This is a genomic window from Flaviaestuariibacter flavus (assembly GCF_004337505.1).
Taxonomy (GTDB): domain Bacteria; phylum Bacteroidota; class Bacteroidia; order Chitinophagales; family Chitinophagaceae; genus Flavisolibacter; species Flavisolibacter flavus.
The window spans coordinates 13,914-36,042 of the sequence record NZ_SJZI01000008.1; the positions used below are offsets into that span (position 1 = coordinate 13,914).

The following is a 22,129-nucleotide window of genomic DNA, read 5'->3' on the forward strand; positions in this document are numbered from 1 at the left end:
CTGCGCAGCGGCGACTCGGTGCGGATCCGCACGCCGTTCCTGACGAAGCTTCCCACCTACACATCGCGCGGCGGCCACATCGACCAGAGCTATATGGCCTGCCAATGGTACCCGAAAGCGGCCGTGTACGACCGGAAAGGATGGCACCCGATGCCCTACCTTGATATGGGTGAATATTACAACGATTTCGGCAACTACGATGTGCGCATCACCCTTCCCGGCAGCTACGTGGTGGGCGCCACTGGCGTGCTGCAGAACGAAGACGAGCGCCGCCGCTATATCGAGTTAGGTACTTCCGGTTATGCCACACCCTATACTGCCACCGCGCCGGAGAAAACATTACACTTTACCGCCCGGAACGTCACGGACTTCGCGTGGTTTGCCGACAAGACCTTCCGCATCCGCTACGACACCCTGCAGCTGGCACCCGGCAAGCCCGTCATCGACGTTTTTGCTTTTCACCACGACGAGGCCGTAGCCGGCTGGAGTAAAAGCACCGACTTCATCAAAAGCGCCGTGCGTAGCTATTCCACGCTGATCGGCGATTATGCCTACCCGACCGTGCAGGCAGTGGAAGGGCCGGGCAACAAATCGTCGGGCGGAATGGAATACCCGATGATCACGCTCATCAACATGCCCAAGGCTTCGGATATGGAGCTGGATGTTGTGATCGGGCACGAGGTGGGGCACAACTGGTTCCCGATGATGGTGAGCACCAACGAGCGCGACTTTACCTGGATGGACGAGGGCTTCAACACCTATTACGAGAACCTTTACTCGGTGCAGAAATACAACACGCTGCTCGTGCTTGGCTCGAAACCCCAGCCGATGGAGCGGATCGGGAGCACCGACAACCTGCTGAAGCTCGTGTACACATTCATGAATGACATGAAAACCACCCAGCCGATCAATATCCCGGCGACGAGCTTCAAAAACGACAACGAGTACGGGATGGTGTCCTATCACAAAACAGCTGTGTGGATGCACCGACTGGAGACGGCCGTGGGCAGGGATGCATTCCGCGCCGCCATGAAGCTGTACTTCCGTGAGTGGCAGTTCCGGCACCCCTATCCCGAGGATTTTCAGCGAACCATTCAGGGTCTTTTCCGGACGGATCTGAGCAAGTATTTCGCCGACCTGAACACTGCCGGACCTTTCGCTGATTAGGAGTGTTTTTGGTCTAAATTAGGCGCGTGAAGAACCTGCTCCTTTTTGCCCTGCTGCTGTTGGTGCGCGTTGGCGCATCGGCCCAGCAATGGCAGCAGCGCGTCGACCACCGGATCGACGTGCAGCTCGACGCCCGTGCCCGGACGCTCGATGGCTTTGAGCGGATCACCTATTACAACCGGTCGCCCGACACGTTGCGTTTTATCTGGTTTCATGTTTGGCCCAACGCGTACAAGAACGACCGCACTGCCTACGTAGACCAGCAACTCCGCAACGGTGACACACGTGCCTACTTCGCCGATGAAAGCGAGCGGGGGTATATCAACCGCCTCGACTTCCGCGTGAACGGGCAGGTGGCGCGCACCGAAGACCACCCGCAGCATATCGATATCATCCGGCTGCTGCTGCCGGCACCGCTGGCTCCCGGCGACAGCGCCGGCATTACAACGCCCTTTCATGTGAAGCTGCCGCGCAACTTTTCACGCGGCGGTTATGAAGGCCGCAGCATCCAGGCAACACAGTGGTACCCGAAGCCCGCGGTATACGATGCGCAGGGCTGGCACCCGATGCCCTACCTGGACCAGGGCGAGTTTTACAATGAGTTCGGCAACTATGAAGTCAGCATCACGCTTCCTTCGGATTATGTGATTGCAGCCACGGGCACCCTCGTAGAGGGCAACGACACCAACGGCGCTGTGATGCTGGTCCAGCCGGTAAAGAATTCCGTTCGCGGGAAGGTGAATGCAAAGCCGGGAACAAAGCCCGTGGAACCGGCGCCCGCCGCGCCGAAAACGGTTCGCTTTGCACAGCAGGACGTGCACGACTTTGCCTGGTTCGCTGACCCCGACCTTATCAAAAAGCAAGACACCTGTCTCCTGCCTTCGGGCCGTTCGGTACTGGTAAAGAGTTATTATACGAAAGTCCACGACCAGCAGTGGGACAGCAGCCTGGTCTTTGCAAAGCGTGCCCTCCGCTTTTATTCCGCCGAAGCGGGCGAATATCCCTACCCCGTTGTAAGCATCGTGCAGGGCCCCGCCGGTGGCGCCGGCAGCGGGATGGAGTATCCTTCGATAACACTGATCGGTCCGGCCAGCGATTCAAAGCGTCTCGATGAAGTCATTACCCATGAAATAGGACACAACTGGTTCCAGGGGCTGCTGGCCAACAACGAGCGCACCGATCCCTGGCTTGATGAGGGCATCAACACGTACTTCGAGCGCAAGTACATGACACGCGTTTACGGTCCGCAGCCGCAGGCCGAGGAGCGCCTGCTCAAGACTCTCGAATACCAGCTGCGCGACCAGCCAATCGCCACCACGTCGGACTCCTTTCACCAGTATAATTACGCGATGGTGGTTTATTACAAAACCGCGCGCTGGATGGAAGGGATCGAGCGCGAGCTGGGCACCGACAGCATGCGGCAGATGATGCAGGCCTGGTTTTCGGGGCATGCCGGATCACACGTTACGCACGGCGCATTTCACGATCACCTGGCGTCGTGGATGGGAACGGCGCGCGCCGACCGGCATTGGTCGTACCTGCACCGCACGGGGCCATTGCCGGCCAATGAGCGGGGATCCAACGGCTGGGTAACGCCCTTCACCCCGCGGAGTATCAGGGCATATATCAATGAACCCTACCGCAAACCCTGGCTGCTGGCACCCACCATCGGAGCCAACGGCTACGACAAGCTGATGGTGGGCGCGGTGCTCACCAACTACGGCCTCCCTCCTTCCGCGCTGCAGGTGCTCGCGGTGCCGCTCTATGCCACCGGCTCGAAGCAATGGAACGGTCTTGGGCGGTTGTCGTATTCAAAGTATTTCACCGGCCGGGTGCATAAGGCCGAGGTCTTTGTCAACGGAAGCACCTTCTCGCGCGATGAGTTCACCGATGAAAAAAAGAGGACCCTTTACTCGCGCTTCTTTAAGGTCGTACCGGGCGCGGAGGTAACGCTGCGCAACCGCGACCCGCGCAGCACGCGCTACCGCAGCATCCAGTGGAAAACCTTCTTCCTCGGCGAAGACGTTTTCCGGAGTTCCTTCGATACCATCATCACCGGCACCGACACCGCGATATTACTGGCGGGCGGCAAAGCCGATCTCCGCTACGCGGTGCACCAGCTGCGCTTTTCCATCGCCGACGACCGGGCCTTGTATCCTTATGCGGCGGCATTCTGGGTGCAGCAATCGGCCTACTTCACCCGCCTCAATCTGGAAGGCTCTTACTTTTTCAACTACGCACGCGAAGGCGGCCTGTCGGTACGCCTCTTTGCCGGCAAATTCTTTTACGACCGCAACCGGAGTGATTATCCCACCGGGTTTTACCCCGGTCGCTACATGCTCACGCTGAGCGGTGCCGGTGGCGACGAAGACTTTACGTACAGCCATTATTTCGCCGCCCGCAACGAGTTCGAGGGTTTCCGCTCACAACAGATCGCTATCCGCGACGGCGGGTTCAAGATCCGCACGCCGCTGCTTTCCGAACCGGTTGGCCGCAGCGACGACTGGCTGGCGGCGCTCAATTTCAACACCAGCATCCCGGCGCGGATCAATCCGCTGTCGGTATTGCCGGTAAAGGTCCCGCTGCACCTCTTTTTCGATATCGGCACCTACAGCGGCGCCTGGAAGCCCGGCGCCTCCACCGATCGCTTCCTGTTTGATGCGGGCCTGCACCTGCCCCTGCTTTCGGGTGTGGTGAACTTTTATTTCCCGGTGGTATACAGCAAGATTTACCGCGAGTATACCCGCTCGATTTACCCCGACAACCGCTTTTTCCGGACGATGACCTTCAGTATCGACCTGGAGAAAGCATCCCGGTTTCTCAAACACCAAATGCTGCTTTAACCTGCGCGATTCCATCACATACCTGCAACACGCCGATATCGACAAGGCGCGCTGGGACGCGGCCCTGGAAGGCTTTGCCAATGGCAATATCTATGCTGCTTCCACGTACCTCGATGCCATGAGCCCCGGCTGGGACGCACTCGTGCAGGGCGATTATCAGGCGCTCTTTCCCCTGCCCTGGCGCCGCAAAGCCGGCATCCGCTACGTTTTCCAGCCCTTTCTCACAGCGCAGCTCGGGCTTTTTGCCAATGCTCCGGATCCGGCGTTGCTCGGGCGTTTTATTGAAGCCATCCCGAAACATTTCCGCCTGGTGGAGCTGCCGCTCAACGCCGGCAACAAGCTGGCCGTACCCGGCGCGGCATCGCGGTTGCGTGCCAACTACGTGCTGGATCTTTCACCCGGATACGACGAACTCCGTGCGGCTTACCGCGAAAATATCCGGCGCAACATCCGGAAAGCGCTCCAGTATGGCTGCAGCGAAGAAAAAGGAACACCCCTCGCAGATATCATTGAGCTCGGGCGCGCCCATAGCAGCGATGAGCAGGGGCTGGCCAGCTTTTCGCGTCTTTATACAAAACTGGAAGGCCGCGGGCAGGCCTGCACCCGCGGCATCCGCGGCCGCGACGGCGCCCTGCTCGCCTCGGCCGTATTTCTACGGGACAGCCGGAGGGCTTATTACCTGTTGGTGGGCAACCATCCCAATGGCCGTACCCTGGGTGCCTCACACCTGCTTATCGACGCTTTTATCCGCGAGCATGCCGGCACCCCGCTCCTGCTCGACTTCGAAGGCAGCGACCTGCGCAACCTGGCATTCTTTTACCAATCCTTCGGTGCCCGCGAAGAGCTTTACCCCCAGCTGATGATCAACCGACTTCCCTGGTGGGTTAAACTATTTAAGGATCGCTGATCTCCGATGTCCGATTTTAAGTCCGAAATACATCTCTTGATATTTCGATCGACAAACAAATCAGACATCGGAGATCGGAGATCAAAAAACGAAAAGCGCCCCGAAGGGCGCTTTTCTTATGGATTGGCTTTGGTTTACTTATTCGTAGCTCGGACGCATCACCACGCGGCGATTCTTGGCGCGGCCGGCAGCCGTCTTGTTGTCGGCGATCGGCTTGGTTTCACCGAAGCCCTGCGACTGGATGCGGCTTTCCGGAACACCACGGGCCAGCAGTGCGGTGCGCACAGCCGCGGCGCGGTCCTCAGAGAGCTTCTGGTTGTAATCATCCTTGCCCACGTTGTCGGTGTGGCCTTCGATGTACAGCTTCAGGTCTTTGTCTTCGGACATCAGCTTGGCAACCTCAGCGAGGGCTGCATTGGATGTCTTCAGCAGCGTGGACTTACCGGTGGCGAAGTAGATACGCGAAGCCGACTTGTTCATGCGAACGATCGTTTCCTGCTTCACTTCGGGGCAGCCATTGTTGGCGGCGGTGCCGGCGAGCGTGGGGCATTTATCTTCTTCGTCGTTTACACCATCCTTATCGGTATCGGGGATGGGGCAGCCCTGGTAGCGGGGAACGCCGCGCTCCGTGGGGCATTTGTCTTCTTCATCGTTGATGCCGTCCAGGTCCGTATCGGGGATCGGGCAACCCTGGTACTTGGCGGTACCGGGCTGGGTGGGGCACTTGTCCTCTTCGTCGTTGATACCATCGTGGTCGGTATCGGGGATCGGGCAGCCCTGGTATTTTTCGATACCGGGAACGGTCGGGCACTTGTCGAGCGAATCGACGATGCCGTCGTTGTCGGTGTCAACGGGTGCTACCGGCACCGGCTTCACCTCTTCCGCTTTCTTGCGGGGACGGAGGTTGCCGGCATAGCCGATGCGGTACACGAAATGATAGTTGTTGGCGCGGTCGGTCACCGGGATGCGGTAAGTAGCGTCGGTGAAGAGTGCGGCTTCGTTAAAGAGGTTCACCTTCAGGCCGATACCTGCGGGGATGATGGCGTCGAAGGTTTGCTTGTACCAGGAGGCTCCGATGCCGGCGGTAACATAAGGGGTGAGCACATAGCGGTCGGAAAACAGCTTGAACTGCGCCGACGCATCCGCTTCGAGCTGCAGGCTGCTGCTGCCGTTGGTGGTGCCGTCCTTCATGATGACGCGGGGGAACGAGCCGCCGATGGTACCGGCGAAGTCGATATTATTGTGAAGACCACGGAAGTAATGTACTCCGATACCAGGGTCCATCTCACTAAAACGGGCACGCGTCCCGTTGTTGATCACCTGGTTGAACGAGGTAGTGCGGATACGGTTGGCCGTGAGATAGTCGTTCATGAAAAAACTCAGGCCGAGGGCGCTGGGTCTTTTATAAGCGTTCTTCGGGGTGGCCTGTGCAAAAACGGCGTTACTGCAAGCGATCGCCAGCATTGTCACCAGTACTTTCTTCATAATGCGCTAGGATTGATTAATCGGGGCAAAAATAACAGGTCAAACCAGAAAAAGAGAATTTATTTATACCCGTTACCGGCAGGCTAACCGCCTCGTTTTGACAGCACTTCCACCTTCACCTGGGTAAGCCCGCGGCCGATATATCCAAGGCGTTCGGCGGCGATCCGGCTCATATCGACAAGGCGGGGGTTTTTAGGGTGGAGACGGTCGTTGACCTGCACGATCACTACCCGCTTGTTGCGCAGGTTGGTTACCCGGATCCAGGTTCCGAGCGGCAGCCGGTTACACGCGGCCGATAGCTTGCGGCTATCGTACACGGCGCCGGTAGCGGTTTGCCGCCCGTTGAATTTTTCCGCGTAATAGCTGGCGGTGCCATAGAGCGCGCGCATCGAAGCAACGGTGAGCCGCGGGTCGGCTTCTCCGGGTGTTTCGGCGGGCGGCGTGTTTTCCCGTGTGGTGGCCAGCGCCGCATCCTGGGAAGCAGCGCTGAGAGAGGCCGAACAGGCGAGAAGAATCAGCAAACGTCGCATAGGCAGTGTTTATTTTTTGGCGAACCACGCCTGCCTCAGCCGGCGGTCTTCACCATAGATATCCTCGTGGAATACCAGTTTTCCCTCCTTACCCTCGGCGGTCACGTAGCGCAGGAACACCGGCATCGGGCGCCGCACCGGGACGTACCGGCGCTTCTTCTGCGCCAGCCAGCTGTCGAGCGAATCCACCGGCAAAGCCTTGACCCTGGTGGCAGTATCGGCGGCCAGCAGCAGCGAGTCGCGGCGCAGCAGGTAGGTTGCCAGGCTGTACCAGGACTCTACCCGCACGCAACCATGACTGAGCGCGCGCTTGCTCCGGCCAAAGTACGAGCGCTGGTTCGTATCGTGCAGGTACACCGAGAACTTATTGGGAAAATTGAACTTCAGCACTCCCAACGCATTGTCGTCGCCGCTGCCCTGCACAACCTTGAAAGGTATCTCCTTTTTGTATCTGCTCCACTTCACCGCGTAGGGATCCACCTCGTTGCGGTTGGTGTCGAGGAGGCTGTAGCCTTTGCGCGCCAGGTAACCCGGGTCGCGCTGAAGGGCCGGAAGGATGTCTTTGCTGATGATCGACGGCGGAATGGTCCACTGCGGGTAGGTCATCATGTTGTTGATGGCGCTGGCCAGCACCGGGGTACGCGTCTCGGGCTTCCCCACCACTACCTTGGAGCGCAGGCGAACAGAGTCGTCCCGGATCACCTGGAGCTGGTAGGTCGGGATGTTCACCCACACGTATTCCTCGGGCACCACCGCCGGAAGACTCTTGTAGCGATCGAGATTGATGGCTACGATCAGGAATTTTTCATCATTCGACAGGTTGAGGTGCGCGATCAGTTCGGGGCTGATGCGCCCGTCGGCGGGCAGACCCTCGCGCTTCTGGTATTTTTTTACGACGCCCGCCAGCGCCACGGAGTCGGGCAGGCTTTCATCGGCGCCCAGCGAGTCTTCGGAAAGCCGCCTGCGCACCTGGGCAGCAAGGTGGAGCGAATCCTTCGGGTTGACGTGGGTGTATTTTTTAAACTTCGCCTTCTTCAGGAAGCGCGCAAGTGCAAATTTCAGCTCGTGGTAAGCGGGGTATGGTGGTTCCAGGGTGCGCGCAAACGAATCGGTGGGCAGCGTGCGCAGGTCGCCGAGCATTTTCCAGTAGAATGCCGGCGTGAGGCTGCTGTCGCGGCGGCGCAGGCTGTCGGGCTGCAGGCGGCTGACGTGCAGGTCGGTGCCGAACTCCACGAGTGCCGAAGTGAGGTAAAGATCGGTGGCTGCCCAGAGCGCCGCGTCGAGGCGGGTGCTGCGGCTGGTGTCGCTGCGCGCCTTCTGCGTCATGGAATCGAGCCGGTGCAGACCGTAATCTTCCGGGAAAAGACCAAAGCGGCGTGCGTCGCGCAGCAGTCCCATCAGGCTGTCCACAGCGGGCGTCCAGATGCTGTCGTTCGACCACAGCGGGCTATATTTCGTTTGCTGGTACAAGGCGTCGATCACATCGGGATGGCGAAGCGCAAAGGCGTTGCGGCTATTGCTGTCGCGCGCATCCTCGAGGGTGGCAGCCAGGATATCGGAAACCGTTTGCGGCAGCTCTTCCGGCCGCTCCACCACCTGCTTCTGACCAATGTGCAGGGGCTTTCGCTTCGCTTTACACGCAGGTACGGATAGCAGCAACAGGGCCAGGCATATGCCGGAAAAAACGGATATTGGCGTACACTTCATGAACGGTTCGATTATGCAACGAAACAAGCCGGGGACCTGCCTCGCCGTGGCCGCGCTGCTCCTAACAACAATGGTGCCGGAGCTCAGCCGGGCACAAAATATACGAATTGTCGGGAAAACAAAAATTTACAGGAACACCGTTCGGCAGGATAGCCTCAAACGCATGGTGGAACTCCATACTTTATCGCCCGGCATCCGCTACGATCTGCGTTATGCAACCGAAAACAACTTTACCGGGCGCCGCCTGTACCCGAAGGGCAATCGCACCTTCCTGCGGCTTCTGCCGGCGCGGGCGCTGGCCTCGGTGCAGGACAGCCTGCGGCAACAAGGGATCGGGCTCCGGATATTCGATGCGTACCGGCCGCATGCCGCAACCCGCCTGATGTGGGAGCTGGTGCACGACGAGCGCTATGTGGCAAACCCCGCGAAGGGCTCGGGACATAACCGCGGGCTGGCTGTAGACCTCACGCTGGTAGACCTGAAAAGCGGAAACGAGTTGAACATGGGCACCGGCTTCGACAACTTCTCCGACAGCGCGCATTCCGATTACCGGAACCTGCCCGACGGCGTGCTCGCCAACCGGCGCCTGTTGCGCGGTGTGATGGAAGCAAAAGGATTTTCCGTGCTCAGTACCGAATGGTGGCATTTCTACTGGCCGAATGACCGCGATTATGAAGTGCTTGATCTGCCGTTTAAAGCGCTGAGATAATTTTCATATTCAATATCCAATTTGCAAGTGGGTTGATACTTGCCTTGCCACTGGAACATTGAATATTGATTGCTGAATATTATCATTTGGACTACACTACATCCGTCGATCCAAGTCCCTGAACTTCTCCACCTTCTCCTCCCCTGTTATCGGGCCACCGGCCCGCACCTGCAGCTGGAAGTTGACGATCCACTCGGCGCAGCCGCGCTGCTGCAGGTGATCGTTGACGTTATGAAACACGTGCATTACCGCTTCGTAGCTGCCTTCGAGCACAGTAGAGAAAGGGCCTACTTCGTGGGCAATGCCGGAAGCTTTGATGATATCGATCGCCTCGTCCACCCATTCGTACGGATGACGGTCCTCGACAATCGGAACGAGTTGCAGCGAAGCATTGACGGTATGCGTATGCATCAGGAAATTATTCGGGGAATGAATGATTGTTCGAGGAAAAGATCGGCCAGCACGACAGCGGCAACGGCTTCCAGCACAGGCGGCACGCGAAGCGCGATGCAGAGATCATGTCGGCCTTTTACGGAAAATGGCTCCACCGCGCCCGACCCGAGATTCCATGTTGCCTGCTCTTTCGGGGTCGACGAAGTGGGCTTCACCACAACACGGAAGCGAAGCTCGTTGCCGTTGCTGATACCGCCCACAATGCCTCCGGCATGATTGGTTGCCGTAGCGCCTTCGGCATTTATGATGGCGTCGTTGTGCTCCGTGCCGAACATGCGGGCCGCGGCGAAGCCGGCGCCGAACTCGATGCCCTTGATCGCCGGGATGCTGAAAACGGCATGGGCGATCCGCGATTCTACCGAATCAAAAAAAGGCTCGCCAATACCTGCCGGAACACCCGCGACGCTGCATTCCACGATACCGCCCACCGAATCCTTGGCATCGATCGCCTTCTGAAGTCCTTTTTCGAGATCGGTTTCGCCGCCGATCTCCAGGATGCGGGCTTCTACCTTGCATTGAGCGAGAAGCTTTTTCGCCACCACACCGGCTGCCACCAGGCACACGGTAAGCCGCCCGCTGAAATGCCCGCCGCCACGGTAGTCTTCATGACCGCCAAACTTCTGGCGCGCCACCATGTCGGCATGGCCGGGACGGGGCACCGCCCGTAGCTTTTCGTAGTCGGAGGAGCGGGTATTGTTATTCGGGAAAAGTATCGTCAGCGGCGCGCCGGTGGTTTTGCCATTGAAAAGCCCGCTTATAAACTGCGGGATATCGTCTTCCTTCCGGGGGGTTGTGCCTTTTTGCTGTCCGCCCTTGCGCCGCTCCAGGTCGGCTTCGAAATCGGCTTCGGAAAGCGGGAGCCCGGCAGGACAGCCATCGATGGTAATACCCACGGCGGGCCCATGCGATTCACCAAATATGGAAATACGGAAAAGTCGGCCGAACTGGTTCATGAAATGCGATTAACCGGTTAAAGATACGGAGGCACCCAGCTGCTGCAGGTGTGCCCAGAATTGCGGGTAGGATTTACCGACGGCTTCGGCTCCTTCAATTGTCACCGGGCCATCCGCCCGGAGTGCCGCTACCCCCAAAGCCATGGCAATGCGGTGGTCGTGCCGCGCAGAAACGGCTGCGCCCCGGAGAACTGTTCCGCCGCGAACGATCATCAGGTCATCCTGTAGTTCTACGGAAAGCCCGAGTTTACCGAATTCATCCTGCAAGGTCAGGGCGCGGTTGCTCTCCTTGTGCGCGAGTCGATGCACTCCTTCGATCACCGACGTGCCCGCGCAGCAGGAAGCAAGGGCAACCAGCGGCGGGAAAAGATCAGGACAATCGGTGGCGTTGAAATGGAAAGGGTTCAGTCCTCCCCCGCCCGCCTGCCCTCCCACCGAGATCCCGTCCTCCCGGATACTGAGGGCCACGTTGGTCTGCATCAGCGCCCGCAGGATGGCTTTATCGGCCTGCTCGCTGAACACGTCGAGTCCGGTTACTTCCAGTTTGCCGGCGATGGCGCCGGCAACCAGTCCAAAGGCCGCACCACTCCAATCACCCTGCACGGTATAATGGAGCGGATCTTTTGCCGGAGTTGGTACCGAATCGCCGAACACGAAGGACTCATAATTGTCGTTGCGCGGGACCTTCATACCAAAATCACGCATAACGGCAAGCGTCAGGTCGATATAGGGCCTGCTGTTGAGACCCTTAACGGTAAGGGCGACACCCCGCGCACCGGCTGCTGAATATGCCATCAGGAGGCCCGTGAGAAATTGGGAGGATAAAGAGCCGTCGATGGTGATATCGGCGGGCTGCAGCGGTCCCTGTACATGGAGCGGCAGTTTCCCCGCCGTACTGCCACCGCGCACACCGATCTGCGGAAGCACCGTGTCGAAAAAATCAAGCGGCCTCGCCGTCAGGCTACCGCTCCCGGTGATGGTAAGTTCCTGGCTGCTTAGGGCGGCAATGGGCGTAAACATACGCACCGACAGGCCGCTCTCGCCGCAATGAAGCTGTCCTTCTTTTGGTTGCACCCCCCTGGAAGTGATCGTGATCGTGGACTCATCTTTCGCCACATGGGCGCCGAGCCGGGTCACCAGGTCAAGTGCGGCACGATCGTCTTCTGAATTACCCGGGTTGTGAAGTATGGTCGTTCCCGAACGCAGCAGCGCGGCGGCGCAGGCGCGCTGCATGGCGCTTTTGGATGCAGGCGGCACATAGGTGCCCGAGACGGTGGAAGGCGAAACAGTTGCGTTCATCAAAGCATTTTGTCGAGTTCCTTAATGGTGATGGGCGTTACTACGGCTTTGCCGGTCTTTTCCAGGAGCACAAAGTGAATATGATCGCCTTGTTTCTTTTTGTCTTTCACAAGCACCGGCAGCACCTTTTCTTTTTTGTAAACCGCTTCGGTGGGCAGGCCATATTGTTGCAGCAACGCTTTTAGCCGGTCCGCTTCCTTGTAACCGAGCCGTTCCACCGAAAGGCGCGCCGCAAAAGCCATCCCGATGGAGATCGCTTCGCCGTGCGTCAGCTCATACTGGTTCTCAAGCGCATGGCCCAGGGTATGACCGAAATTGAGCAGGCGGCGCTCGCCGCTTTCGCGCTCATCGCTCATCACCACGCGGGTTTTGAGCAGGGCGTTACGCTCCACGAGTTCGGCAAGCGCTGTCTTGTTCTTTTTATAGAAACCGATATCAGCAGCCTCGAGCTCGCGGAAAAGCTGGGCGTCGCGGATGGCCGCGTGCTTGATCACCTCGGCAAAGCCGGAACGCCATTCGCTGTCCGGCAGTGTTTTTAACAACGATGGATCATGAAGAATAAATGCCGGCTGGCGGATGGTGCCGACGAGGTTTTTATAAACGCCGACATCGATGCCGTTCTTCCCGCCGATGGATGCATCCACAAGGCCAAGCAGCGTCGTCGGCACAAAACCGCAACGGATGCCCCGCAGGAAGATGGCAGCGATATAACCCGCCAGGTCGGTAACGACGCCGCCGCCAACGCCTACGAGCGTCCAGCCGCGGTCGGCGCCCATATCGAGCAGCTGCCCGATGGCCGCGTCCACGGTAGCCTGCACCTTGTAGGCTTCGCCCGGCTTCAGCACAATGGTATTCCAGCCTTTGAACTTCGCCGGGTGCGCCTCGAATACGTGCTCGTCGGTCAGGAGTACCGTAGTTTTACGGTCTGTGAGGTCCCGGAGTTCCGCAAAGCTGCCATCGAAATGACAGGCCACTTCGGCACCGCCGATCCGGAAGGTTTTCGTTTCCATCAGCTGTTGAAGATTTTATTCTGGTGGTTGATGCTTTCCATGTGCACCGCGTCGAGGTAGCGGGTGATAAAATCCTGCGACAGCCCGAAGCGCTCGCCGCGCTTTACGGCGCGCTCAAGGATCTCGTTCCAGCGGCGCGTCTGCAGGATGGTGATGTTGTTTTCTTTTTTATACTGCCCGATCTGGTCGGCGATCTTCATCCGCTGCCCCAGCAACTGCAGCAGCTCGTCGTCGAGCTGGTTGATCTGCTGGCGCATCCGCTCCAGCACGGCGTGGGCTTCCTCGGAACTCACTTCTTCTTTTCTCCAGATAATCCCCGCAAGCAGCGCATCGAGCTGCTCGGGCGTGATCTGTTGCTTCGCGTCGCTCCAGGCCTCGTCGGGGGTGATGTGGCTTTCGATCATCAGCCCGTCGTAGTCGAGGTCGATGGCTTCCTGGGCCACCTCCTGCAGGATGTCGCGGCGCCCGCAGATATGCGAAGGGTCGTTAATCAGCAGCATATCCGGGTTACGGCGCTTCATCTCGATGGCGAGGTGCCACATCGGCGCGTTGCGGTATTCGGTGTTGCCATACGATGAAAAGCCGCGGTGGATGAGGCCGATCTCGGTAATGCCCGATTTGGCCACCCGCTCCACGGCACCGGTCCATAGTTCGAGGTCGGGATTAATCGGGTTTTTGATCAGCACGGGAACGCTGACTCCGCGCAGGGCATCGGCCACTTCCTGTACGCTGAAGGGATTGACGGTGGTGCGGGCGCCGATCCACAATACGTCGACGCCGAAATGCAGGGCGTCTTCCACCTGCTTGCCGGTCGCTACTTCAACGGCGGCGGGCAGGCCGGTGGCCTTTTTTGCCGCCTGCAGCCAGGGCAGGCCTTTGGTGCCAACGCCCTCGAAGGAGCCGGGGCGGGTGCGCGGCTTCCAGATGCCGGCACGAAGCATATCCACGCGGCCGGTGGCGGCGAGGCGGGTGGCGGTTTCCAGCACCTGCTCTTCGGTTTCGGCGCTGCAGGGACCGCTGATGATGAGGGGGCGTTTTTTCCAGGTTTCCAGCACGGATGTCGGTGTCGTTTTCATGTGTCTGTTTTAGTGCCGGCAGCGAAAGTAGGCCGCTGCCGGACGGGTTCAGCGAATGATGCGTTTGATGGTGTTGGCCTGCGTGATGAGCTCGGCCAGGTATTCGTAATTGTCTTTTTCAAGGCAGTCTTTGAACTTGCGCAGCTGGCTGATGTGCTCATTGAGTACATCAAGCACGTTGTCGCGGTTCTGGCGGAAGATGGGCACCCACATCGCCGGGCTGCTCTTTGCCAGGCGCACGGTGCTTTCGAAGCCACCGCTCGCCAGCTCGAAAATGGCTGCGTCGGCACGCTCTTTTTCCAGCACGGTGTTGGCCAGCGCAAAAGAAGTGATGTGCGAGATATGACTGACGTAGGCCACATGCAGGTCGTGCTCCGCACCTTTCATATACACGAGGTGCATGCCCAGGTCGCGGAAGATGCCTTCAACAAGCTGCGCCGCATCGGCGTCGGAGTATTCGCGATCGCACAGTACAGCCGCTTTCCTGGCAAAGGCCCCGTGCACGGCAGCTTCAGGTCCACTGTACTCGGTGCCCCACATCGGGTGCGCCGCCACAAAGCGGCCCCGGAGCGGGTGGCCGGCAACGGCTGCCAGCACCGGCCCTTTGGTGGAGCCTACGTCGAATACGACCTGCCGGTCCACAAGATCCAGCACCTGCGGCAGCAATACCGACAGTATATCTACGGGAACAGCCAATGCGACCGCATCGGCACCGCGAACGGCTTCTTCGAGCGGCAGCACCTCGTCGCACAGCCCAAGCCGCAGGGCCGTAGCTGCATGCACAGCGTTATTGTCCACACCGGTTACCCGGCTGACTCTTCCCCGGTCGCGGAGGCCGAGCGCAAGGGAGCCGCCGATCAATCCAAGCCCGATTACACAAAGCTTCATGCGGGTTGTTTTTGAATAAATGAATGGACGCGGTCGGCGGCGGCGCGCAGGCGCGCTTCGGAAGCGCACAGGCTCACACGGATGTAGCCCTGCCCTTCGGTGCCGAAGATGCCGCCCGGTGTGAGAAAAACGCGGGCTTCCTGTAGCAGGGCGTCACTCAGCGCAAACCCGTCGGCCCACCGGTCGGGCACGGCGGCCCAGACGAAGAGGCCTGCCTGCGCCGGGTCGTAGGTACAACCCAGCGCGTCGAGAATTGCATACACCAAGGCGCGTCTGGCGCGGTAGGTGGCGTTCAGCGACTCCTGCCAGGAGCTGTCGAGGTCCAGGGCCGCCACGGCCGCCAGCTGTACAGGCAGCAGCATGCCGCTGTCCATATTGCTTTTGAAGCGCAGCACGTCATCGATGCGCTCCTTAGCACCGCACAGCACCCCGATGCGCCAGCCCGCCATATTGTGCGACTTGCTGAGCGAGTTGAGCTCCACCGCCACCTCGCGCGCACCGGGCACCGCCAGGATGCTTTGCGGGTGATCGTTGAGGATGAAGCTGTAGGGATTGTCGTGGCAGATCAGGATGTGGTGCTTTCGTCCGAACGCAATGAGCTTTTCAAAAAGACCCCTGGAAGGAAGTGTGCCGGTAGGCATATGCGGGTAGTTCACCCACATCAGCTTCACCCGCGAAAGGTCACTCGCTTCAAGGGCTTCAAAATCCGGTTCCCAGCCGTTTTCCGCCCGCAGCGGATAATCCACCGCCCGCGCGCCGGCAAGAGTTACGGCACTCCGGTAGGTGGGATAACCCGGGTTGGGCACGAGGGCTTCGTCGCCGGGGTCGAGATAAGTCATACACAGGTGCAGGATGCCCTCCTTGGAACCGATCAGGGGAAGGATCTCGGTAGCCGGGTCGAGGGGCACGCCGTAGCAGCGGCCATACCAGGCAGCCAGCGCCCCGCGCAATGCGGCAGCGCCTTTATAGCTTTGGTAGGCATGCACGTCGGGGCGGGCGGCGGCATCCTGCAGGGCGGCAATAACGGAGGCATGGGGGGCGCCGTCGGGTGAGCCGATACCCAGGTTGATCACGTCGGCACCACCCGCGTTGAGCGCGTCGATCTCCCGCAGCTTTTGCGAGAAATAGTATTCACCGATACCGGAGAGGCGTTTTGCGGTCTGAATCATCTTGATCGGGCGCATAAAAAAAGTCCCGGCTTTCGCCGGGACCTTGTATATGCATTTTTTTTAAATTCTATATGCTGTATGAACAAAGCGATCCCGGCTCCATTACGAAGTAATAATACCAACGATATGCTTTGTTGTTCATCATCAAACCAAATATAAAGAGAATCTTTCAATCTGGAATCTGTAAATCTGGAATCTGAATTCAACAAACAGATTCCAGATTGGAAAATTCCCGATCCCTTATCGGCGTACCGAGTCCGCCTCATTCATGCGGATCCGGCGGCCCTTGAATTTCTTGCCGTCAATAGCGCCGATCATTTTCTGCGCGGCGCGCTTGTCCACTTCCAGCCAGGTATTCATTTCTTTCAGGTCGATGCGGCCGAGCACGTCTTTCGAAAGGTCGCTCATATCGAGCACGAACTGCAGGAAGGAAGCCTTGTAGAAACCGTCCTTGGTGCCGAGGTTGACGAACAGCTTCACCATATCGCTGCTGCTGGCGGCGAACTTCTTGTCCTTGCGGTCGGCGCGGCCGTCCTGGGTGCGCTCGCGGCGGTCATCGCGACGGTCGCCCTGGCGTACGTTGAGGTCTTCGGAATTTTCATAATAACGCAGGAAGCGGTCAAATTCGAGGGCGGCTACGCGCTGCAGCACCTCTTCCTTGCTCATGTCGGCAAACTTCTCCTGCAGCATCGGCAGGTATGTTGCATAGTCACCGTGGCTGATGTCGGCCTGGACCAGCTTTTCCATAAAGAAAAAGAACTGTTTGCGGCAAACGTCACGCCCCGTCGGGATATCCACCCTATTGAAGGGAGCCTGAACCATGCGTTCGATGGTGCGGATCTTAAAGGATTCCCGCTGGTGCACGATGGAAAGACAAACACCGGTTTTGCCCGCGCGGCCGGTACGACCCGAGCGGTGTGTATAAACTTCGACGTCGTCGGGAAGTTCAAAGTTGATGACGTGGGTAATGCCGGAAACGTCGATACCACGGGCGGCCACATCGGTAGCGATCAGCAGCTGGAGGGTCTTTTCGCGGAACTCATCCATCACCTTGTCGCGCTGTGCCTGCGACAGGTCGCCGTGCAGGGCGTCGATGTCGTAGCCTTCGCGGGTAAGCTTTTCGGCCACTTCCTGGGCATCGGCCTTGGTGCGGGTGAAAATGATGCCGTACATGCCCGGGTTGAAGTCGATGATGCGCTTCAGCGTTTCGTAGCGATGATGGGCCGTCGTAATACAGAATTGGTGATCGATATTCTTATTGGCGGTGTTCTTAGTGCCAACCGTGATCTCGAAGGGCTCCTTCATATACTTCTTCGTCACCTTGCGGATCTCCGGGGGCATGGTGGCGCTGAACAGCCAGGTGCTGTTGCGTCGGGGGGTGTTCTGGAGAATGAACTCAATGTCTTCCTGGAAGCCCATGGAGAGCATTTCGTCGGCTTCGTCGAGCACCACGTACTCGATCTCCTCGAGGTTGATGGCCTTGCGCTCGATGAGGTCGATCAGGCGCCCGGGAGTAGCTACCACCACCTGCACACCGCGGCGGATGTCGCGGATCTGCTGCATGATGGAGGTGCCGCCGTAAACGGCGACCACGTTGATGCCCTTCTCATATTTCTTAAAGAGCTCGATCTCGTTCACGATCTGCATGCAGAGCTCGCGGGTAGGGCAAACGATGAGTGCCTGGGGGTGGCGCTTTGCGGAATCGATGAGCTGCAGCAGCGGGAGGCCGAAGGCAGCGGTTTTACCGGTGCCGGTTTGTGCGAGGCCGATGAGGTCCTTGGTACCGGAAAGCAGGACGGGGATAGCTTTTTCCTGGATCGAAGTGGGTTCGGTAAAGCCGAGGTCCTGAACGGCGCGGAGGATGGATTCCTGCAGGCCAAGCGAATCAAATGTCATGATAATACTTAAAAATGAGATGCAAAAATAGCCTTTTAAAGGTCGGTTAAAGCCCAAAGCGGCCTTAAATGTTCAATAAAGGCAGGGGAATGTTCAATATTCAACCGGCAATATTCAATTTTCAAGCGGGTACGTCTCTGCCTTGAGCCTTGCACATTGATCATTGTTTGTTGAATATTACCCGTTTAAACAAAAAGCCCGCCTGAAAAGGCGGGCCGTACGATTGCTTGCCATATGAATAAACCATTCAAAACGTTATTGCAGAGGGGCAAGCGGTCCTCCTAGTGAGCGCCGCCATGGCTGGCGGTGTCGGCACCGGCAGCGTGTGTGGTGGTGTCACCTGTAACCCCAACGCCGGCGGCAGCGGTGTCGCCACCCATTTTGGCACCGGAAACGGTGTCAGCAGAAACGGTCGTGGTGGTGGTTGCGGAAGTGTCGGTGGTAGTAGTGCTTTCGCTGCCGCTGTTGCAGGCAGTGAAGGTGGCAGCAACGGCCAGCATAACCAGGATCTTTTTCATGGGTCTTCTTTTAAAAGGACCGGCGCCCTGAAGGCGCCGGACCGAAGAGAAATTAGTGCTTAACGGTAACGGTGTCCTTAGCTTCTTTGTGGTCGTTGCCATCAACGTGCTTCACAGTAGTGTCGGTCGTCACCTCGGTGGTGATGATCTTCTGGGTAGTGTCGGGCTCCGGAGTCGTAACCGTGGTTACCGTGTCTTTTGTTTCTTTGGTTTCGCTACCGCTGTTGCAGGCTACGAGGGATACTGCTACTACGGCAGAGAGGATGAACTTTTTCATTTTCTGTTTTTTTTATTGGGTTGAGGAATCAAAAACTGTTTTGTGTGCGCTCAGCGGTCGGAGGTGACAGCGCCGGGCAGGAAGACATTACTTTTTACCGGCTTTAGCGGAAGAATCAACCAGTACCTTATTAGCCGAATCAGTCTTCTCGAAGGTATTCTCGGTCTTCGTCTTCAGGCTGTCGGTAGCCGCTTCCACAGAGTCAACGCGGGCCGCACCCGTAGAGTCAATCGCCTGAACGGTTGAATCTTTTACCGTCTCCGCATGTTCGCTACCGCTGTTGCAGGAAGCCATCAGCACGGCGGAAAAGGCCAGAATCAATACTTTCTTCATGGTTAAAACGGGTTGTTTGGGTATTAATACCGCTTCCAAAAGAAAGTAACCCGCCCCGCCGAAAAATATTTTTTAACCCTTGATGCGGGTTACTATTTTCGAAACCCCGTATTAAAAAGGGTATTGGTGAAGGCAGCGCTGAACGAAACGAGCATTTTGCAGGGATTGGCCCGGAACGACCGCAAAGCGGTGGAAACCATCTATAAGGAGCACTTTAATATGGTGCAGGCCCTGGTGGTCAACAACAGCGGAACAGCCGAGGACGCGAAGGATATCTTCCAGGAGGCCCTTGTGGTACTCTATGAAAAGGTGACCGCCGGCGGTTTTGAGCTGCACTGCCAGCTGAAGACCTACCTCTACTCGGTAAGCCGCCGCCTCTGGCTGAAGCGCCTGCTGCATCAAAACCGCTTCATCACGGGCGAAGCTCATGGCGAAACGGTGCCGGTGGAGGAAGACCTCGATACGCACGAGCAGCGCAACCAGGACTTCGAGCTGATGGAAAAGGCGCTCGGCGGCCTCGGGGAACCCTGCCGCAGCCTGCTGGAAGCGTTTTACCTGCAGAAAAAAGGCATGCAGGAAATCGCCGCAGCATTCGGGTATACCAATGCCGACAATGCCAAGAACCAGAAGTACAAGTGCCTGATGCGCCTAAAAAAACTGTTCTTTTCGCAGTATAAACACGAACTGTAGGGATATGGACGACCTTAATTTACTGGAAGCTGTAGAACGCTATATCAACGGGCAGATGAGCCCCGATGAGCGTGTATGGTTTGAAGGGCTCCGCAAAAGCAACCCCGAGATCGACCAGCTGGTGGTGGAGCATACCTTCTTTATGCAGCAGCTGCACCGCTTCGAGGAAACGCGGCAGCTGAAGAGCATGCTCAGCGAGGTGCACCTCGACCTTGCCGAGAAGGGTGCCATTGAAAGTCCCCGCCTCCAGGGTCGCGCCCGCATCGCTTACCTGTTTCACCGCTACAAGCGCACGGCCGCCATCGCCGCTTCCATCGCCGGCATCACCGCCGTGGCCATCTCGGCCCTCGTGTGGTCGGTATCTCCCACCGCCGCAGGCTCCGACCTGAAAGAGCTGCGCCGCGATATGAACACACTGAAGCAGGAGAATAAGTCGCTGAAAAACGAAAACATCATCCAAAACCGCGCGCTGCGCGATGTGCAGACCAAGGTGGGCACCGCGCCCACAACGTCCGGGGCCGCACCCATCGTGTACACATCGGGCGGAACCGGCTTCCTCGTAGACGTAAAAGGCCTCGTGGTAACGAGCGCTCACGTGGTGCGCGACGCCAGCAATATTGCCGTGCAGGGCAGCAACGGCACCGACTATACAGCCCGCGTGGTCTTCTCCGATGTGGAGCGTGACCTCGCCATCCTGAAGATCGAAGACGCCGCCTTCAAAGCACCCGGCGCACTCCCCTACTCGCTCCGCAAATCGGGCACCGATATCGCCGAGCCCGTATTCACCCTTGGCTACCCGCGCAACGACGTGGTGTATGGCGAAGGCTACCTGGCCGCCAAGACCGGCTACAACGGCGACACCTTGTCTTGCCAGATCGCCATCGCGGCCAACCCGGGCAACTCGGGCGGTCCCATCCTCAACCACAACGGCGAGGTGATCGGTGTACTCCGCCAGAAGCAGACAAGCGCGGAAGACGTGGTATTCGCCACCCAGTCGAAGTATATCTACCAGGCGCTCGCCCAGCTCGCCAAAAGCGACACCTCCTTCCAGCGCGTTAAAGCGCCGGCAAGCTCCAGCCTCCGCGGGCTCGACCGCAGGCAGCAGGTAAAGCGGATGCAGGAGTATGTGTATATGGTGAAGGTTTCGTAACAGCCATTTCCGAAAAGAAAAGCCGCGTCTGACGACGCGGCTTTTTCATGTAATGTTCAACAAACAATGTTCAATGCTCAATTTTCAAGTGATGGAGACCTATTCATTGAGTATTGAAAATTGAACATTGATTATTGATTGTTCCAGAGGTTATTCGGATAAGCTCCGCTCTCCACCTGCTTCCGCACGCTTTCGGTCACCACGGGTGCGTCTTCCTTGTAGGTAACGCCAAACCACTGGGCCGAGGTCTCGAGTACTTTGATTACGCCGCGGCCGGACTTGATGAAGCGGTCGCAGGAATACGGGATGAGAAACTCGGCTTTGGGATCCTGGCCCTGCTGCTCGAGGAAGGTCTTGAACTCTTCCTGGAGGAAGGGAAAAATAGAGGGATGGAAGCACCAGAAGTTCATCGACGCGCGGGTGTTCTCTTCGAGGGTAAGGAAGGAGCCATCGGGCTCTTCGGATACCATGGGTCCGTCTTTGCGGTAGATCTTGAGGCGCTCGTTGATCGCCACCAGGTTGCCTTTGTCGTCTACCTGGCACACGCCGCGACTCACCGAGCCGTTTTCGGAAAGGGTGTTACTCAGCTGGTAGCCTACGAGTGCGTAGGTGCGCTCATCGCACTCCGTTTGCAGGAACTGCGCGGCCTTTACAAAGCCGTCGGCACCATAGAAGTCATCGGCGTTGATCACAGCAAAGGGGCCGGTGACGGCGCTTTTTGCGCAAAGGATGGCGTGCGAGGTGCCCCAGGGCTTTTTGCGGTCGGCCGGCGGCTGGAAGCCTTCGGGCAGGTAAGCGTCCATGTCCTGGAACACGTACTCCGTTTCAATGCGGCCTTTGAGCTTGGGCTCGAAAATGTTTTTGAAATCCTCGGCAAAGTCACGGCGGATGATGAATACCACCTTGCCGAAGCCGGCGCGGATGGCATCGAAAATCGAGTAATCCATAATCGTTTCGCCGCTGGGGCCAAACTGCTGGATCTGCTTCATACTACCGTAGCGCGAGGCCATGCCCGCCGCCATGATTACTAAAGTTGGTTTCATCGTGTATTCGTTGACGTTTCTGAAGA

The 22,129-nt window shown here is 58.2% G+C and carries 21 protein-coding genes; 6 read left to right on the forward strand and 15 right to left on the reverse strand.

Translation table 11 applies throughout. The annotated features are described in order from the left end of the window. The 3 genes from EPD60_RS04250 to EPD60_RS04260 all read left to right on the forward strand — a co-directional run. Positions 1-1,167, forward strand: a 1,167-nt coding sequence (locus tag EPD60_RS04250) for a M1 family metallopeptidase (protein ID WP_131447188.1), incomplete at its 5' end; no start/stop codon positions are given. Between the two features lie 26 nt (positions 1,168-1,193). Continuing rightward, a complete protein-coding gene (locus EPD60_RS04255; RefSeq protein WP_131447190.1) occupies positions 1,194-4,010 on the forward strand; it encodes a M1 family metallopeptidase in 2,817 nt (938 codons plus the stop codon). Between the two features lie 118 nt (positions 4,011-4,128). Further along, the gene (locus tag EPD60_RS04260) at positions 4,129-4,917 is read left to right on the forward strand and encodes a GNAT family N-acetyltransferase (RefSeq protein ID WP_131447192.1); all 789 of its coding nucleotides are present in this window, start codon (positions 4,129-4,131) and stop codon (positions 4,915-4,917) included. Between the two features lie 138 nt (positions 4,918-5,055). Here the strand turns inward: EPD60_RS04260 and EPD60_RS04265 are convergent, their stop codons facing one another. The 3 genes from EPD60_RS04265 to EPD60_RS04275 form a co-directional block, all read right to left on the reverse strand. Next, complete coding sequence (locus EPD60_RS04265) at positions 5,056-6,402, reverse strand: OmpA family protein (protein WP_131447194.1); 1,347 nt, start codon at positions 6,400-6,402, stop codon at positions 5,056-5,058. A gap of 83 nt (positions 6,403-6,485) precedes the next feature. Next, on the reverse strand, positions 6,486-6,932 hold the full coding sequence (locus EPD60_RS04270; protein ID WP_131447196.1) for a septal ring lytic transglycosylase RlpA family protein: 447 nt from the start codon (positions 6,930-6,932) through the stop codon (positions 6,486-6,488). A gap of 9 nt (positions 6,933-6,941) precedes the next feature. After that, positions 6,942-8,639: a L,D-transpeptidase family protein gene (locus tag EPD60_RS04275; protein ID WP_131447198.1), complete on the reverse strand. Its 1,698-nt coding sequence runs from the start codon at positions 8,637-8,639 to the stop codon at positions 6,942-6,944. A gap of 163 nt (positions 8,640-8,802) precedes the next feature. On the opposite strand from EPD60_RS04275, the gene EPD60_RS04280 reads away from it, so the two are divergent. After that, entirely contained in the window at positions 8,803-9,348 is a 546-nt protein-coding gene (locus EPD60_RS04280) for a M15 family metallopeptidase (protein ID WP_243647756.1), read from the forward strand. 96 nt (positions 9,349-9,444) lie between these two features. Here EPD60_RS04280 and EPD60_RS04285 read toward each other — a convergent pair whose 3' ends face one another. From EPD60_RS04285 to EPD60_RS04330, 11 genes are all read right to left on the reverse strand, one after another. Next, a complete protein-coding gene (locus tag EPD60_RS04285) occupies positions 9,445-9,759 on the reverse strand; it encodes a thiamine-binding protein (protein WP_131447202.1) in 315 nt (104 codons plus the stop codon). Then, positions 9,759-10,754 carry a chorismate synthase gene (locus EPD60_RS04290; RefSeq protein WP_131447204.1) on the reverse strand — a complete coding sequence of 332 codons (996 nt, stop codon included), beginning with the start codon at positions 10,752-10,754 and terminating at the stop codon, positions 9,759-9,761. The genes EPD60_RS04285 and EPD60_RS04290 overlap by 1 nt, the downstream gene beginning before the upstream one ends. Before the next feature lie 9 nt (positions 10,755-10,763). Further along, entirely contained in the window at positions 10,764-12,053 is a 1,290-nt protein-coding gene (gene aroA / locus EPD60_RS04295) for a 3-phosphoshikimate 1-carboxyvinyltransferase (protein ID WP_131447206.1), read from the reverse strand. Further along, positions 12,053-13,063 carry a 3-dehydroquinate synthase gene (gene aroB / locus EPD60_RS04300; protein WP_131447208.1) on the reverse strand — a complete coding sequence of 337 codons (1,011 nt, stop codon included), beginning with the start codon at positions 13,061-13,063 and terminating at the stop codon, positions 12,053-12,055. Before aroB ends, aroA begins: the two co-directional genes overlap by 1 nt. After that, positions 13,063-14,139, reverse strand: a complete 1,077-nt coding sequence (locus EPD60_RS16840; RefSeq protein ID WP_165871408.1) for a chorismate mutase — start codon at positions 14,137-14,139, stop codon at positions 13,063-13,065. The genes aroB and EPD60_RS16840 overlap by 1 nt, the downstream gene beginning before the upstream one ends. 48 nt (positions 14,140-14,187) lie before the next feature. After that, positions 14,188-15,027: a prephenate dehydrogenase gene (locus tag EPD60_RS16845; protein ID WP_165871409.1), complete on the reverse strand. Its 840-nt coding sequence runs from the start codon at positions 15,025-15,027 to the stop codon at positions 14,188-14,190. After that, positions 15,024-16,211 (reverse strand): pyridoxal phosphate-dependent aminotransferase, encoded by a 1,188-nt coding sequence (locus EPD60_RS04310; RefSeq protein ID WP_131447210.1) that lies wholly within the window; start codon positions 16,209-16,211, stop codon positions 15,024-15,026. Before EPD60_RS04310 ends, EPD60_RS16845 begins: the two co-directional genes overlap by 4 nt. Before the next feature lie 225 nt (positions 16,212-16,436). Next, complete coding sequence (locus tag EPD60_RS04315; protein ID WP_243647757.1) at positions 16,437-18,092, reverse strand: DEAD/DEAH box helicase; 1,656 nt, start codon at positions 18,090-18,092, stop codon at positions 16,437-16,439. Positions 18,093-18,373: 281 nt separating this feature from the next. Further along, entirely contained in the window at positions 18,374-18,610 is a 237-nt protein-coding gene (locus EPD60_RS04320; protein WP_131447212.1) for a hypothetical protein, read from the reverse strand. Between the two features lie 52 nt (positions 18,611-18,662). Further along, a complete protein-coding gene (locus tag EPD60_RS04325) occupies positions 18,663-18,887 on the reverse strand; it encodes a hypothetical protein (protein WP_131447214.1) in 225 nt (74 codons plus the stop codon). Between the two features lie 87 nt (positions 18,888-18,974). After that, positions 18,975-19,220, reverse strand: a complete 246-nt coding sequence (locus EPD60_RS04330) for a hypothetical protein (RefSeq protein WP_131447216.1) — start codon at positions 19,218-19,220, stop codon at positions 18,975-18,977. 126 nt (positions 19,221-19,346) lie between these two features. On the opposite strand from EPD60_RS04330, the gene EPD60_RS04335 reads away from it, so the two are divergent. Together EPD60_RS04335 and EPD60_RS04340 are read left to right on the forward strand one after the other, a co-directional pair. Next, positions 19,347-19,910: an RNA polymerase sigma factor gene (locus EPD60_RS04335; RefSeq protein WP_131447218.1), complete on the forward strand. Its 564-nt coding sequence runs from the start codon at positions 19,347-19,349 to the stop codon at positions 19,908-19,910. A 4-nt stretch (positions 19,911-19,914) separates the two neighbouring features. Further along, entirely contained in the window at positions 19,915-21,060 is a 1,146-nt protein-coding gene (locus tag EPD60_RS04340) for a S1C family serine protease (protein ID WP_131447220.1), read from the forward strand. 131 nt (positions 21,061-21,191) lie between these two features. On the opposite strand, the gene EPD60_RS04345 is transcribed toward EPD60_RS04340, so the two are convergent. After that, the gene (locus EPD60_RS04345) at positions 21,192-22,103 is read right to left on the reverse strand and encodes a nucleotidyltransferase family protein (protein ID WP_131447222.1); all 912 of its coding nucleotides are present in this window, start codon (positions 22,101-22,103) and stop codon (positions 21,192-21,194) included. Positions 22,104-22,129 lie beyond the last annotated feature (26 nt).

Excerpts from the sequence above, each read along its gene's own strand:
- EPD60_RS04260 (WP_131447192.1), top strand. The coding sequence starts at position 4,129 with ATGAGCCCCGGCTGGGACGCACTCGTGCAGGGCGATTATCAGGCGCTC.
- EPD60_RS04265 (WP_131447194.1), bottom strand. The coding sequence starts at position 6,402 with ATGAAGAAAGTACTGGTGACAATGCTGGCGATCGCTTGCAGTAACGCC.
- EPD60_RS04270 (WP_131447196.1), bottom strand. The coding sequence starts at position 6,932 with ATGCGACGTTTGCTGATTCTTCTCGCCTGTTCGGCCTCTCTCAGCGCT.
- EPD60_RS04275 (WP_131447198.1), bottom strand. The coding sequence starts at position 8,639 with ATGAAGTGTACGCCAATATCCGTTTTTTCCGGCATATGCCTGGCCCTG.
- EPD60_RS04280 (WP_243647756.1), top strand. The coding sequence starts at position 8,803 with ATGGTGGAACTCCATACTTTATCGCCCGGCATCCGCTACGATCTGCGT.
- EPD60_RS04285 (WP_131447202.1), bottom strand. The coding sequence starts at position 9,759 with ATGCATACGCATACCGTCAATGCTTCGCTGCAACTCGTTCCGATTGTC.
- EPD60_RS04290 (WP_131447204.1), bottom strand. The coding sequence starts at position 10,754 with ATGAACCAGTTCGGCCGACTTTTCCGTATTTCCATATTTGGTGAATCG.
- aroA (WP_131447206.1), bottom strand. The coding sequence starts at position 12,053 with ATGAACGCAACTGTTTCGCCTTCCACCGTCTCGGGCACCTATGTGCCG.
- aroB (WP_131447208.1), bottom strand. The coding sequence starts at position 13,063 with ATGGAAACGAAAACCTTCCGGATCGGCGGTGCCGAAGTGGCCTGTCAT.
- EPD60_RS16840 (WP_165871408.1), bottom strand. The coding sequence starts at position 14,139 with ATGAAAACGACACCGACATCCGTGCTGGAAACCTGGAAAAAACGCCCC.
- EPD60_RS16845 (WP_165871409.1), bottom strand. The coding sequence starts at position 15,027 with ATGAAGCTTTGTGTAATCGGGCTTGGATTGATCGGCGGCTCCCTTGCG.
- EPD60_RS04310 (WP_131447210.1), bottom strand. The coding sequence starts at position 16,211 with ATGCGCCCGATCAAGATGATTCAGACCGCAAAACGCCTCTCCGGTATC.
- EPD60_RS04315 (WP_243647757.1), bottom strand. The coding sequence starts at position 18,092 with ATGACATTTGATTCGCTTGGCCTGCAGGAATCCATCCTCCGCGCCGTT.
- EPD60_RS04320 (WP_131447212.1), bottom strand. The coding sequence starts at position 18,610 with ATGAAAAAGATCCTGGTTATGCTGGCCGTTGCTGCCACCTTCACTGCC.
- EPD60_RS04325 (WP_131447214.1), bottom strand. The coding sequence starts at position 18,887 with ATGAAAAAGTTCATCCTCTCTGCCGTAGTAGCAGTATCCCTCGTAGCC.
- EPD60_RS04330 (WP_131447216.1), bottom strand. The coding sequence starts at position 19,220 with ATGAAGAAAGTATTGATTCTGGCCTTTTCCGCCGTGCTGATGGCTTCC.
- EPD60_RS04340 (WP_131447220.1), top strand. The coding sequence starts at position 19,915 with ATGGACGACCTTAATTTACTGGAAGCTGTAGAACGCTATATCAACGGG.
- EPD60_RS04345 (WP_131447222.1), bottom strand. The coding sequence starts at position 22,103 with ATGAAACCAACTTTAGTAATCATGGCGGCGGGCATGGCCTCGCGCTAC.